This is a genomic window from Achromobacter sp. LC458, from assembly GCF_001005835.2.
Lineage (GTDB): Bacteria > Pseudomonadota > Gammaproteobacteria > Burkholderiales > Burkholderiaceae_B > Achromobacter > Achromobacter spanius_B.
On sequence record NZ_LBHW02000029.1, the window covers coordinates 64,785 to 78,629 of the forward strand.

The 13,845-nt window shown below is 66.4% G+C and carries 10 protein-coding genes; all 10 read left to right on the top strand.

What is annotated here, in order from left to right; genetic code table 11:
- Position 1: 1 nt before the first annotated feature.
- The 10 genes from cheW (at position 2) to flhF (ending at position 13,741) form a co-directional block, all read left to right on the top strand.
- Positions 2-502 (top strand): chemotaxis protein CheW, encoded by a 501-nt coding sequence (cheW, locus tag YH64_RS21435; RefSeq protein ID WP_006219029.1) that lies wholly within the window; start codon positions 2-4, stop codon positions 500-502.
- A 93-nt stretch (positions 503-595) separates the two neighbouring features.
- On the top strand, positions 596-2,299 hold the full coding sequence (locus YH64_RS21440) for a methyl-accepting chemotaxis protein (RefSeq protein ID WP_046806439.1): 1,704 nt from the start codon (positions 596-598) through the stop codon (positions 2,297-2,299).
- 8 nt (positions 2,300-2,307) lie between these two features.
- Positions 2,308-3,162, top strand: a complete 855-nt coding sequence (locus YH64_RS21445) for a CheR family methyltransferase (RefSeq protein WP_046806440.1) — start codon at positions 2,308-2,310, stop codon at positions 3,160-3,162.
- A gap of 20 nt (positions 3,163-3,182) precedes the next feature.
- Positions 3,183-4,241 (top strand): chemotaxis response regulator protein-glutamate methylesterase, encoded by a 1,059-nt coding sequence (locus YH64_RS21450; RefSeq protein ID WP_046806441.1) that lies wholly within the window; start codon positions 3,183-3,185, stop codon positions 4,239-4,241.
- A 49-nt stretch (positions 4,242-4,290) separates the two neighbouring features.
- A complete protein-coding gene (gene cheY, locus YH64_RS21455) occupies positions 4,291-4,680 on the top strand; it encodes a chemotaxis response regulator CheY (protein ID WP_006219033.1) in 390 nt (129 codons plus the stop codon).
- 8 nt (positions 4,681-4,688) lie between these two features.
- Entirely contained in the window at positions 4,689-5,324 is a 636-nt protein-coding gene (gene cheZ / locus YH64_RS21460) for a protein phosphatase CheZ (RefSeq protein ID WP_006219034.1), read from the top strand.
- Between the two features lie 151 nt (positions 5,325-5,475).
- Complete coding sequence (locus tag YH64_RS21465) at positions 5,476-7,020, top strand: methyl-accepting chemotaxis protein (protein ID WP_370512769.1); 1,545 nt, start codon at positions 5,476-5,478, stop codon at positions 7,018-7,020.
- A 110-nt stretch (positions 7,021-7,130) separates the two neighbouring features.
- On the top strand, positions 7,131-8,285 hold the full coding sequence (flhB, locus tag YH64_RS21470; RefSeq protein WP_046806442.1) for a flagellar biosynthesis protein FlhB: 1,155 nt from the start codon (positions 7,131-7,133) through the stop codon (positions 8,283-8,285).
- A gap of 3 nt (positions 8,286-8,288) precedes the next feature.
- Positions 8,289-10,406, top strand: coding sequence for a flagellar biosynthesis protein FlhA (gene flhA, locus YH64_RS21475; RefSeq protein ID WP_046806443.1), 2,118 nt, complete (start codon positions 8,289-8,291; stop codon positions 10,404-10,406).
- Entirely contained in the window at positions 10,406-13,741 is a 3,336-nt protein-coding gene (gene flhF / locus YH64_RS21480; protein ID WP_046806444.1) for a flagellar biosynthesis protein FlhF, read from the top strand. Before flhA ends, flhF begins: the two co-directional genes overlap by 1 nt.
- Positions 13,742-13,845 lie beyond the last annotated feature (104 nt).

Consider the following 13,845-nt stretch of genomic DNA (forward strand, 5'->3'; position numbering starts at 1 on the left):
CATGGCAGCCAAACCGCAAGCGCAATCCGCGCGCAACGAAGATGTCGGCAGCGAATTCCTCGTCTTCACGCTGGGCGACGAAGAGTACGGCATCGACATCCTGAAGGTGCAGGAAATCCGCGGCTACGACGCCGACACGGTGACCCGTATCGCCAACGTTCCCACGTTCATCAAAGGCGTGACGAACCTGCGCGGCATCATCGTCCCGATCGTGGACCTGCGCATAAAGTTCAACCTGGGTCGCGTCGACTACAACGAGCAGACCGTTGTCATCATCCTCAACCTGGATCGCCGCGTTGTCGGCATCGTGGTTGACGGCGTGTCCGACGTGCTGATGTTGAACGCCGGCCAGATTCGTCCGGCACCGGAATTCGGCGCCACCTTGTCCACCGAATACCTGACCGGTCTGGGCACGGTGGACGAACGCATGCTGATCCTGGTCGACATCGAAAAGATGATGACCAGCGATGAAATGGCGCTGGTGGAGAAGGTCGCTTCCTGATCGGAATCCGGCCGGAACGCGGGGTAGAGGCGCCATATTCAATCCGATGTGGCGCTTTCCTTTAACGATTGCAGTCAAAGGGTGGTTCTTGAGATGCGCAAGTTTTTCGCGAACATGACGATACGCAGCAGCCTGTTGTGGGTGCTGGCGTTCTTCTCCTTCATGTTGGTGATCGGGGCGGCGCTGGGCGTGTTGTCCCTGCGCATCAGCAATGGCACCCTTGCCCAGATCAAGCAATCGCAGGAACTGGACGACGCGGTGGGCCGCGTCGTATCCAGCTACAAGGACACGATGAACGGCCTGGGCCGCGCCGCGACCGCAAATTATGCGGACATCGTGGGCAGCGTGGGCCAGGCCACCTTGCTGACGCAGGGTTTGTCGGCGGAAGCCACCGGTTTGCTGGAACGCGCCAAGGCGTCCATGAACAAGGGCCAGGCGGAATACGAGTATTACAAGAGCCTGCCGCAGCCGGCGGATGCGGCCGAACCGCTCAAAGAGATTGAAGCGTCGTACGCCGCGCTGGTGCAGCAGGGCTTGACCCCGCTGGTCGCCGCGCTGGAAAAGGCCGACATGCCGGCCTACCAGAAGCAGGTGCAGACGGTGCAGGACGCGCTGGAAGGGCGCTTTGCCCGCGCCGTCGAAGGCTTTGATTTCTGGCGCGCCAGCAAGATGCTGGACGCGCACGAAGTGGCGCAGGTGCGTTACCAATTTGTATTGATCGCCGTGGCCGCCGGTGGCGTGATCGCCGCGCTGCTGGTGTTCGCCACCTATATCTTCCTGCGCCGCCGCGTGCTGCTGCCGCTGAAAGAGGCCGGTCATCACTTTGACCGCATCGCGGGCGGCGACCTGACCGCGCGCGTGGACGTGCGCAACACCAATGAAATCGGCCAGCTGTTTGCCGCCTTGAAGCGCATGCAGGAAAGCCTGACGCGCACGGTGTCGACCGTGCGTCGGGGCGTGGACGAAATCAACGTGGGCTCGCATGAAATCGCGGCCGGCAACACGGACCTGTCCAGCCGCACCGAACAGCAAGCGGCGTCCCTGGAAGAAACCGCCGCGTCGATGGAACAGCTGGCGTCCACCGTCAAGCAAAACGCCGACAACGCGCGCCAGGCCAATCAGCTTGCCGCCAGTGCGTCGGACGTGGCCGAGCGGGGCGGTTCGGCGGTGTCGGAAGTGGTGAACACCATGCACGACATCTCGGCCAGCTCGCGCAAGATTTCCGAAATCGTTTCCGTGATCGACGGCATCGCCTTCCAGACCAACATCCTGGCGCTGAACGCCGCCGTGGAAGCGGCGCGCGCGGGCGAGCAGGGCAAGGGCTTTGCGGTGGTGGCGGGCGAAGTGCGCTCGTTGGCCCAGCGCAGCGCGCAGGCCGCCAAGGAAATCAAGGGCCTGATCGAAGACTCGGTCAGCAAGGTGGGCGCCGGTTCGCAGCAGGTGGAACGCGCGGGTGCGACCATGCAGGAAATCGTCGCGTCGGTAAAGCGCGTGACGGACATCATGGGCGAGATCTCGGCGGCCTCGGAAGAACAATCCAGCGGCATCGACCAGGTCAACCGCGCCGTGTCGCAGATGGATGAAGTCACGCAGCAGAACGCGGCGCTGGTGGAAGAAGCTGCCGCCGCGGCGGGCTCGCTGCAAGAGCAGGCCCAACGCCTGGCGGAAGCCGTGGCGGTGTTCAAGATCAATGCGGGCGAAGTCATCGAAGTACCGGCGCATCGCCTGTCTTCGGTGCGCCCGTCCGATGAAGACTCTCGTTTGCAAGCGCCTGACGCGTTTGCGCTTGGGCACTGAGGAATCGCGTGGCAACTGCGGCAACCCAGGCGCCGTCCATCTCGGTGGACCGCCAATTCGATTTTCGTGACGCGGACTTTTCCCGCGTCCGCAAGATGATCCACGCGCGCGCGGGCATCTCGCTGGGCACGCACAAGCGTGAAATGGTCTACAGCCGCCTGGCCCGACGCTTGCGCGCGCTGGGCCGCCACGACTTCGGCAGCTATCTGGACCAGCTGGAAAACGAGCCCGACGCGCACGAGTGGGAAGAATTCGTCAATGCGTTGACGACCAACCTGACGGCGTTTTTCCGCGAGTCGCATCACTTTCCCATCCTGGCCGACTTCGCCCAAAAGCGCGGCGGCCCGGTGTCGGTGTGGTGCTGTGCGGCGTCCACGGGCGAAGAACCTTATTCGATTGCGATGACGCTGGTCGAGGCCCTGGGCCCGCGCGCCGCATCGTCCACGGTGCTGGCCACCGACATCGACACCAACGTGCTGAACCGCGCGCGCGCCGCCGTGTATCCGGCCGAACGCGTGGCCAAGATGGAAGACGAGCGCCTGCGCCGCTTCTTCCTGAAGGGCCGTGGCGCCAACGCCGGCCAGGTCCGCGTGCGCCCCGAGATTGCCGACATGGTGCGGTACGAAACGTTGAACCTGTTGGCGCCCAGCTGGCCGATCAACGAAAAGTTCGACGTGATTTTCTGCCGCAACGTCATGATTTATTTCGACAAGCCGACACAGGCGAAGATCCTGGAGCGCTTTGCGCCGCTGCTCAAGCCGGGCGGCCTGCTGTTTGCGGGGCACTCCGAGAACTTCACCTACATCAGCCGTGATTTTCGTCTGCGCGGGCAGACCGTCTACGAATGTGCGAGTAAGGCCTGAACGGGTCGAGGCAGCAAACAATGAAAAAAATAAGCGTTTTGTGTGTAGACGACTCCGCGCTGGTGCGCGGGCTGATGACCGAAATCATCAACAGCCAGCCGGACATGGAAGTGGTTGCGACCGCGCCCGACCCGTTGGTGGCGCGCGACCTGATCAAGCGCCACAACCCCGACGTGCTGACGCTGGACGTGGAAATGCCCCGCATGGACGGGCTGGATTTCCTGGAAAAGCTGATGCGTCTGCGGCCGATGCCGGTGGTGATGGTGTCGTCGCTGACCGAGCGCGGCGGTGAAATCACGCTGCGCGCGCTGGAACTGGGCGCCATCGACTTCGTGACCAAGCCCAAGCTGGGCATTCGCGACGGCCTGCTGGAATACACCGAGATCATCGCCGACAAGATCCGTGCCGCCTCGCGCGCCAAGCTGCGCGCGCCCACGCCGCACGCCGCGCCGGCAGCGCCCGCGCCGATGTTGCGCCGGCCGCTGGCCAGCTCGGAAAAGCTGGTGATTGTGGGCGCCTCCACGGGCGGCACCGAGGCCATCCGCGAAGTCCTGCAACCCTTGCCGCCGGACAGCCCCGCCATTCTTATTACGCAGCACATGCCCGCCGGCTTCACGCGCTCGTTCGCGCAGCGGCTGGATGCGCTGTGCGCCGTCACGGTGCGCGAAGCCGTCCATGGCGACCGCGTGCTGCCGGGCCACGTGTATCTGGCGCCGGGCGGCGACACGCACATGCGCCTGGGCCGTAGCGGCGCCAACTATGTGATCGAACTGGAAGCCAGCGAACCGGTCAACCGCCACCGCCCGTCGGTGGACGTGTTGTTCAATTCCGCTGCCGTGGCCGCGGGCAAGAACGCCATCGGCGTCATCCTGACCGGCATGGGCAAGGACGGCGCGGCGGGCATGCTGGCCATGCACCGCGCGGGCGCGCACACCATCGCGCAAGACGAAGCCAGCTGCGTGGTGTTCGGCATGCCGCGCGAGGCCATTGCCATTGGCGCAGCCGACGAAGTGGTGACGCTGTCGGCGATTAGCGAACGCATTCTGACTCGCCTGGGCGACCGTGGGCACCGCGTGTGACGCGACTGCACCCCGATCGATCTCAAGCAAATTTCTTCTGGAGTGAAAGATGGTAGACAAGGGCATCAAGATTCTGGTGGTGGATGACTTCCCCACCATGCGACGAATCATCCGCAACCTGCTCAAAGAGCTGGGTTTCGAGAACGTCGACGAGGCCGAAGACGGCGCGATCGGTCTGGAAAAGCTGCGTAACGGCGGCTTCCAATTCGTCGTGTCCGACTGGAACATGCCCAACCTGGACGGCCTGGAAATGCTCAAGCAGATCCGCGCCGACGCATCGCTGGCTTCGTTGCCGGTGCTGATGGTGACGGCTGAAGCCAAAAAGGAAAACATCGTCGCGGCGGCCCAGGCCGGCGCCAACGGTTACGTGGTCAAGCCTTTCACCGCGGCAACGCTGGAAGAAAAGCTCACCAAGATCTTCGAGAAAATTGCGGGCTGAGGTGTGCAATGAGCACAACGGAACATGTAGAACCCGCTGGGGAAAATCCTGACCTGATTCACCGGATCGCCTCGTTGACGCGTATGTTGCGCGACAGCATGCGCGAGCTTGGGCTGGATCAGGCCATCAAAGACGCCGCCAACGCCATCCCCGATGCGCGCGATCGCTTGCGCTACGTGGCGCAGATGACCGAGCAGGCCGCCAACCGCGTGCTGAACGCTACCGAGCAGGCCGGCCCCATCCAGGACGGCATGTCGCGTTCGGCGCAGGCGCTGGATAGCCGCTGGCAGCAATGGTACGACCAGCCGCTGGAAATGCCCGAAGCGCGTGAACTGGTCAAGGACACGCGCGCCTTCCTGGCGGACGTGCCCAAGCAGACGCAGCAGACCCAGTCCAAGCTGATGGAAATCATCATGGCGCAGGATTTCCAGGACCTGACGGGCCAGGTCATCATGCGCATGATGGACGTGGTCGGCGCGATTGAGCGCGAGCTGTTGCAGGTGTTGCTGGACAATGTGCCGCAGGAACGCCGCGACGAGGCCAACAGCCTGTTGAACGGTCCGCAGATCAGTCCGCAGGGCAAGACCGATGTGGTGACCAGCCAGGACCAGGTCGACGACCTGCTGGCCAGCCTGGGGTTCTGATCGACCCATCGCGCCGCCCGGCCTGGCCGCCGGCGGCGCGTGCATAGAAGAATAAGCAGGGGGGCCTTGCAGTACGAGACAAGGCGCGCGCCGCGCGCCAGGCAACGGACGCCCACAGAAGGCGGTCCGGGCCAGCACAAGGAGGTCCATCATGGCCAGATCCGTATTCCGCCTCGGCGGCATGTGGGCACTGTTACGCCGCTTGAACCGGGGCGACGGCACGCTGTCGGAACGCACCTTTTCCTTAAGTCCCGCGGTATTTCCCCTGCATCGTTTCCTGTCGCGCATGCGCGGGCGCGTGGTCACCGTCAGACAATCCAGCATTGAAATCGCGTTGAACGCGGCCCGCACGCAATACCAGGCGGGGCGCTGTTCGGTCTTGGCGCAAGAGCAGGCGCGGGCGGCGGGTGCGCTGGCGGACAGCGGCGCGCAGATTGCCGCGTTGTCCGCATCCACATCCGAACATGCACGCCAGATTGCCGACGTATCCGGCAAGAACCTGCATGCGGCCGAAGCGGCGCTGTCCGAGCTGTCCGACGTCAAATCCCGGGTCGACCGCATGACGCGCGAGATGGCCGCGTTTACCGAAGTAGTGGGTCAGCTGACCCTGCGCGCGCGTTCGGTCGCGGACATCAGCAAGCTCATCAAGGACATTGCCCTGCAAACGCAGCTGCTGGCCTTGAATGCGGGCGTGGAAGCGGCCAGGGCAGGGGACGCGGGGCGGGGCTTTGCGGTGGTGGCCAGCGAAGTGGGGCGGCTGGCCGAGCGCGTGAACGCCGCCACCAACGATATCGGCCGGCATACGGTTGAAATGCTGGACCTGGTGGACACCACCCAGCGCCAAACCGGCACGCTGCGCGAAGATGTGGACGCGTCCGGCGCGGTGCTGGACCGCACCTGCACCGACTTCGAACGCTTCGTGCGCGATTTCGGCAGCATGAACCTGCAAGTGAACGAAGTTGTGCAGGCCATCGGCGACGTCGACGCCACCAACCACGGCATGAGCCAGGAAGTGAGCCGCATCGCCGCCTTGAGCGCCGATGTGCTGGGCCGGGTGGGCAGCATGTCGGACGAGATCGACCGCATCCGCCGCCAGACCGAAAGCGTGCAGGAAGTGCTGGCGGACGTGCGCACCGGCCGCACTGCCTTTGACCAGTTGTGCGAGGCGGTCGAGAGTTTCCGCGATGCAGCCACGCGCTTGCTGGACGACGCCCGGCGCCGGGGCGTGGATGTGTTCGACCGCCATTACCAGCGCATCGCGGGCAGCGAGCCGCCGCGCTACCACACGCGTTACGACCGGGCCATCGACGACGCCCTGACGCAGTTGCTGGACGAGGTGCTGGACGCCGTGCCCGGCGGCATCTACACGCTGGTGGTGGATGCGCGCGGCTATGCGCCGGCCCACAACGGGCGCTTTTCGCATCCGCCCACGGGCGACCCGCAGCAGGACATCGCGCGGTCGCGGCACAAGCGCATCTTTGACGATCCGGTGGGCGCGCGGCTGGCGGCCAATACCGGCGCGATGCTGTTCCAGACCTATTCTCGGGATACCGGCGAGATCGTCAACGACATTTCCGTCCCGCTTTATCTGGGGTCGGAACACTGGGGCGCCGTCCGTATCGGGCTGGACTACGTGCGCTTCCAGGCAGCGCTGGACGGGGGCCGCGCGCCCGCCATCGGGCGCAACGGCGAATAGCGCCGCTTTCTTCCCGCTTCTTGGCTTATCGCCCAACCCCGGGCGATCCTAGAATCTCGGCGGGCGGCTCGTAATCCGAAAATCCGCGAGCCGCAACGACACCGCAGAGCATGGCTGAAGAAAGCGACCTCGAGAAATCAGAAGCAGCCTCTCCCAGGCGCCTGGAAAAGGCGCGCGAGGAGGGGCAGATTGCGCGTTCCCGCGAACTGGGAACGTTCATGATGCTGGCCGCCGGTGTCGGGGTGATCTGGGCGCTGGGCGGTTCGCTGTACCAGGGCATGAGCGGCGTGCTGCACAACGGCCTGGCCTTCGACCAGCGCATCGTGACGGACCCGGGCGTGATGGTGGAGCAGGCCGTGATCGGCTTCGGCCACGCCCTGACCGCCTTGCTGCCCGTATTCGGCGTGCTGGCGGTGGTGGCCGTGCTGTCCAGCGTGTTGCTGGGCGGCATCGTGATTTCCGGCAAGCCGCTGCAAGCCAATTTTTCGAAGCTGAGCCTGTTCGCCGGCCTGAAGCGGATGTTCTCGTCGCAGACGGTGGTGGAACTGATCAAGGCGCTGGCCAAGGCGTTGCTGGTGGGCGGCGTGGCCGTCTGGGTCATCTGGCGCTACCACGACGACATGCTGGGCCTGATGCACGTGGCCCCGTCGGCCGCGCTGATCAAGGCGCTGTCGCTGGTGGCGATCTGCTGCGCGTTGATCGTGTCCTCGCTGCTGGTGATTGTGCTGCTGGATGTGCCATGGCAGATCTGGAGCCATTTGAAAAAGCTGCGCATGTCCAAAGAGGATGTGCGCCAGGAACACAAGGAAAGCGAAGGCGATCCGCACGTGAAGGCGCGTATCCGGCAGCAGCAGCGCCAGGCGGCGCGGCGCCGGATGATGTCGGAAGTGCCCAAGGCGGATGTGGTCGTGACCAACCCGACCCACTACGCCGTGGCGCTCAAGTACGACGAGGACAAAAGCGGCGCCCCGCGCGTGATCGCCAAGGGCACCGGCCTGATCGCGGCCAAGATCCGCGAACTGGCTGCTGAAAACCGCATTCCCACATTGGAAGCGCCGCCGTTGGCGCGCGCATTGCATCAACACGTCGACCTGGGTAAGGAAATCCCGGCCGAGCTATATACCGCGGTGGCGGAAGTGCTGGCGTGGGTCTTCCAGCTGCGTTCGTGGCGGTCGGGATGGGGCGTCCAACCGACGGCTCCGACCCGCCTGGCCGTGCCCGCCGAGCTGGACCCGCAAGCAAAAACCGCAGCACAAGGAGTCTAAGGTATGAGCGCTTTGCTCACCATGTTGAAGAGTAGCGGGGCCGGCCATGCGCGGCTTCTGGCAGGCCCGATCCTGATCGTGATGGTGCTGGGCATGATGGTGCTGCCCCTGCCCACGTTCCTGCTCGACCTGCTGTTCACCTTCAACATTGCGCTGTCGGTAATGATCCTGCTGGTGGCCATGTTCACGCGCAAGCCGCTGGACTTTGCCGCCTTTCCGGCCGTGCTGCTGTTTGCAACGTTGCTGCGCCTGTCGCTGAACGTGGCGTCCACCCGCGTCGTGCTGCTGCACGGCCACACCGGCCCCGACGCGGCGGGCAAGGTGATCGAGGCGTTTGGCCACTTCCTGGTGGGCGGCAACTTTGCGGTCGGGATCATCGTGTTCGTGATCCTGACCATCATCAACTTCATCGTTATCACCAAGGGTGCGGGCCGGATTGCCGAAGTGGGCGCGCGCTTTACCCTGGACGCGATGCCCGGCAAGCAGATGGCCATCGACGCCGACCTGAACGCGGGCCTGATCGGCGAAGACGAAGCGCGCAAGCGCCGCGCCGAAGTGTCCCAGGAATCCGACTTCTTCGGCTCGATGGACGGCGCCAGCAAGTTCGTGCGCGGTGATGCGATTGCGGGCCTGCTGATCATGGTGATCAACGTGATCGGCGGCCTGATCGTGGGCGTGGCCCAGCACGATATGTCGATGGCCGAGTCGGGCCGCGTCTACACGCTGTTGACCATCGGTGACGGCCTGGTCGCGCAGATTCCGGCGCTGGTGATTTCGACGGCGGCCGGTGTGGTGGTGTCGCGCGTGTCGACCGACCAGGACGTTGGCCAGCAGATCATGAGCCAGCTGTTCTCGAACCCGGCCGTGCTGTTCCTGACGGCCGGCATCATCGGCATCATGGGCCTGATCCCCAACATGCCCCATGTGGCGTTCCTGACGCTGGCCGCCGCGCTGGGCTACGGTGGCTGGGCCTTGCACAAGCGGCGCCTGGCGGCCGCGCAAGCCGCCGAAGTGGTGCCGCCGGCCGCGATCACACAAGCGCAGGCGGCAGCCGCCGAAGCCAGTTGGGACGATGTGTCCATGGTGGACCAACTGGGGCTGGAAGTGGGCTATCGCCTGATCCCGCTGGTGGACCACGCGCAGAACGGCGAGCTGTTGCATCGCATCCGCAGCCTGCGCAAGAAGTTTGCGCAGGACGTGGGCTTCTTGCCGCCTGTCGTGCACATTCGCGACAACCTGGAACTGAAGCCCAACGATTACCGCATCCTGCTGTCCGGTGTGGAAGTGGGCCATGGCGTGGCGATGCCGGGCCAGTGGCTGGCCATCGACCCGGGCGGCGTCACCATCCAGATCAAGGGCACGCCCACCACCGATCCGGCGTTCGGCTTGCCGGCGCTGTGGATCGACGGGGGCTTGCGCGATCAGGCGCAGGTGGCTGGTTACACGGTGGTGGACGCGGGCACGGTGGTGGCCACGCACTTGAATCACCTGATGCACCGCCACGGTTCGAACCTGCTGGGTCGCCAGGAAGTGCAGCAGTTGCTGGACCGCATCGGCCGCGACGCGCCCAAGCTGGTGGAAGACCTGGTGCCCAAGACGCTGTCGCTGACGGCGTTGCAGAAGGTGCTGCAAGGCTTGCTGTCGGAAGAAGTGCCGATCCGCGACATGCGCACCATTATCGATACGCTGTCCGAGCACGGCCCGCGCCTGGCGGCGCAGGCGGCCGCCACGGGCGGTCAACCCGACATCAACGAATTGATTATGCTGACGCGCCGCTCGCTCGGCCGCGCGATTACGCAGCAGTGGTTTCCGGGCGAAGGCGAGTTGCGGGTCATTGGGCTGGACGTGAAGCTGGAACGCGTGCTGTCGCAGGCAATGACGACCAGCGGCGGCCTGGAGCCCGGCCTGGCCGACACGCTGCTGCGCGAAACGCAGGCGGCGGTCGAGCGCCAGGAAGCGCAGGGCAATGCGCCGGTGCTGCTGGTGTCGCCAGTCTTGCGCGCGCCGCTGTCGCGCTTCCTGCGCCACCATTTGCCGCAGCTGGGCGTGTTGTCGAATACGGAAATACCGGATGAGCGCATGGTCCGCGTGACCGCGCTGATCGGCGGGAGTAATGGGTAATGAAGATAAGCCGCTTTGTAGGCGCCAACAGCCGTGACGTGATGCGCCAGGTGCGCCTGGCCCTGGGGCCGGACGCGCTGATCGTATCGAACCGCAGCGTGGACGGCGGGGTGGAAGTGCTGGCCACGTTGGACGGCGCGTTCGAGGATTCTGCGTCGGACACGCCGCAACGCGATATGTCGTCGCACGCTGGGGCGTCCGGGGCCGCGGCTGCCGCGCCTTCGGGTTCGCGTCCGCAGGGGCCGGCGGTCTCACCTTACGGCGCGCAGCCCGCTGCACCTTACGGCGCGCAGCCCACTGCAGCTTATGGCGCGCAGCCCACTGCACGTTATGGCGCGCAGCCCGCTGCACCTTACGGCGCGCAGTCCCCCGCAGCTTATGACGCGCAGCCCCCCGCAGCTTATGGCGCCGCGCCCGAGCGGCAAGAAGCGCGCCCCTACACGGCGGCGCCGCCCGCCATGCCGCAACCCGGCTACACGACGCCGTCGCGTTCGATTGCCGCGTATCAATCGGCATTTGCCTCGTCGGCGCAGCCGGAAGAAGAAGGCTCGCCCGCTGAGGCGAGTTCGGCAGCGATGCCGTTGGCGGCGTCGTATCCCACGCCGCTGCAACCCGCGACTGCGCAATCGTCGGCCGCGCAACCTGTTGCTTCGCAACCGGTTTCCACGCCGGTCACCCCGCTGGTAGGCGCCGCGACCCGCGTCGAGCTGCCGGCCCTGGCACCCGCCCGTCCAGGCGCGCCGACGCACGCCACGCCGATGGCTGCCGCGTCGCCGCTCGCTGCGACTTCCGCCGCGATACCCGCCGCGTATTCGCCCGCATCGTCGGCCCCCGCGCATGCTGCATCGTCGGCCAATGCACCCGCCGCTTATGCGCCCGCCGCGTCCTCGGCCGCCGCACCCGCCGCTTATGCGCCCGCCGCGTCCTCGGCCGCCGCACCCGCCGCTTATGCGCCCGCTGCATCCCCGGCCGCCGCACCCGCCGCTTATGCGCCCGCCGCATCGTCGGCCGCCGCACCCGCCGCTTATGCGCCCGCCGCATCCCCGGCCGCTGCACCCGCCGCTTATGCGCCCGTCTCATCCCCGGCCGCCGCACCCGCCGCGTCTTCGACCACCGCGCGCGCCGCGGTCACCGCAGCCGCTGCGTCCGCACCCGCGCCGTCCATGGCGCGCATGCCGGATGCGCCGTTGCGTCAGGCACCGCCGTCGTTGCCTCCGGACACCACGGCCGGCTTGCAGGACGCCATCAGCGCCTTGCGCGGCGCGCTGGAAACGCGGATGGACGGACTGCTTTGGGGTGGCCGCCCCGGCGCGACTCGTGAAGCCGCCGCCGCCGCGCTGTTCCGCAGCCTGCTGGATGCCGGGTTCAGCACAAAGCTGGTGCGCACGCTGGTGGACCGCCTGCCGCAAGGGCTGTCGTCCGACGCCGCGCAGGCGTGGGCCCGCAATGAACTGGTTACCCACCTGCCCGTGGTGGCCTCCGAAGACGAATTCCTGGCCGGCGGCGTGTACGCGCTGGTCGGCCCGACGGGCGTCGGCAAGACCACCACGCTGGCCAAGCTGGCCGCCCGTTGCGTAGCCCGCGAAGGCCGCGATCAGGTCGCGATGTTGACGACCGACCTGTTCCGGATCGGCGCATTGGAACAATTGCAGATCTACGGCCGGCTGATGGGCGTGCCCGCGCATTCCGTGCGCGACGCCGGCGAACTGCGCCGCATTCTTGCCGAACTGGGCAACCGCAAGATCGTGCTGATCGACACCACCGGCATCAGCCAGCGCGACCGCCTGGTGGCCGAGCAGGCCGCGATGTTGACCAGCGCCGGCAAGCCCGTGCGCCGCCTGCTGGTGCTGAACGCCGCCAGCCAGGGCGACACGCTGGACGAAGTGGCGCACGCCTACCGCAACGGCGTGGGCGAAGACGTGGCCGGCTGCATCATCACCAAGCTGGACGAAGCTACCCGCCTGGGCGCGGCGCTGGACACGGCCATCCGCCACCGCCTGCCCATCCACTACATGTCGGTGGGGCAGAAGGTGCCGGAACATATGGAACTGGCGCGCGCCGACGTGCTGATCGACCGGGCCTTTGCCATGGTCGAGCGCGCGCGCGCCCTGTACACGCCCAGCGAGGCGGACCTGGCGTCGCTGGTGCCGGCCGCGCGCGAGGCCGATGCCGTTGATCCTGCCCGCCGCCGCCAATTGCTGGCCTCGGCCATCCTGCGCCCGCAAGGCGGATCGGCGTCGATCGCCGCCGCACAAAATCTGGACGATACGATTGCCATGCTGGACAGCGATCCGGCCTGCGTACAAGCCCGGGCGTCCTGGCGCGACTATGTCGGCGACGGCGCGGGCGCCAGTCTGGCGGCGTTGGGCGACGACCCGCTGGCCATGGTGCGACGTGAATTTTCGGCCACCTGCAACCGCCATCTGCTGGCCATGCATGGCAAGACCAGCATGAAGGGCGAAGGTTTGCCGGGTGGTGTGTTGATGGGGTCGCTGCTGATGAGCGACCGTGGCGTGGCCCTGGCCGCGCCCGCGCAGCAGCTGGCGTTGGCCCACGGCATGTTGACCTCGTTCGCGCCCGGCGCGGCGGGTCTGGCGGATGCCGGCCCGGCGCTGCAAGCGCGCGTGCGCTGGCTGGGCGAACAGCTGCCGCGCCTGCCGATGGTGCATCTGGTGGAGGCCGGTACGTCGGCCTTGTGGCAGTCGTTGAGCGAGCAGGGCGCCTCGTGGGTGGCGCGCTGCCCGGGCGGCATGCGCGTGGTGCAGGACGAATGCCCGACCAATCTGAATGCCGTCGGCAAAAGCGTGGGCTATCTGCCCGTGGGCCAGCCCGGCGACATGCCCGGTTTGACGCGCGAGCAGGGCGGCCAGACCGTGCCGCTGGCGCTGTGGGCCTCGGGCACCGAAATCACCCTGCCGGGCCGCTCCGAAACCGCGCCGATCCGCCTGGTCTGCGCGCGACTGATCGATACGGTCAGTGGCGAAATTGCCGCACAGCTGTTCGGGCTGACCAACTTGCCCGCGTCCCAGGCCGACGCCGCCAGCGTCGCACGCTGGCTGGTATTGCAGGACGAAGCCAAGGCCGGCTTCCGCTACATGGCCAACGCCTGGCAGGCGCTGCCCGCCGTCGACGGCGCCCACACGCTGGCGCGCCAGTCATTGATGGCCGGCCAACTGGGCGCGGCCTGCTGGCAGATGGCGCATTCGCCGTCCGCCGCCGTCGTGCGCGGCCCGCTGTCCGGCATCATGGGCTCGGAACGCAAGCTGTCTGGCCGCCTGCTGCCCGTGGCAATCCTGAAAATGTTCGCCATGCTGGAGATGGCCGCGGGGGGCTGAAGTCCAGGGCCGAAGCCAAGGCAAAGCCCCAGGCTCCAGAGCCCCAAAGTTCCAAAGCTCGAAAGCCCCAAAGCCCCAAAGCCCCAAAGCTCCAAAGCTCCAAA

Excerpts from the sequence above, each read along its gene's own strand:
- YH64_RS21450 (WP_046806441.1), top strand. The coding sequence starts at position 3,183 with ATGAAAAAAATAAGCGTTTTGTGTGTAGACGACTCCGCGCTGGTGCGC.
- flhA (WP_046806443.1), top strand. The coding sequence starts at position 8,289 with ATGAGCGCTTTGCTCACCATGTTGAAGAGTAGCGGGGCCGGCCATGCG.
- cheZ (WP_006219034.1), top strand. The coding sequence starts at position 4,689 with ATGAGCACAACGGAACATGTAGAACCCGCTGGGGAAAATCCTGACCTG.
- cheW (WP_006219029.1), top strand. The coding sequence starts at position 2 with ATGGCAGCCAAACCGCAAGCGCAATCCGCGCGCAACGAAGATGTCGGC.
- flhF (WP_046806444.1), top strand. The coding sequence starts at position 10,406 with ATGAAGATAAGCCGCTTTGTAGGCGCCAACAGCCGTGACGTGATGCGC.
- YH64_RS21465 (WP_370512769.1), top strand. The coding sequence starts at position 5,476 with ATGGCCAGATCCGTATTCCGCCTCGGCGGCATGTGGGCACTGTTACGC.
- flhB (WP_046806442.1), top strand. The coding sequence starts at position 7,131 with ATGGCTGAAGAAAGCGACCTCGAGAAATCAGAAGCAGCCTCTCCCAGG.
- cheY (WP_006219033.1), top strand. The coding sequence starts at position 4,291 with ATGGTAGACAAGGGCATCAAGATTCTGGTGGTGGATGACTTCCCCACC.
- YH64_RS21440 (WP_046806439.1), top strand. The coding sequence starts at position 596 with ATGCGCAAGTTTTTCGCGAACATGACGATACGCAGCAGCCTGTTGTGG.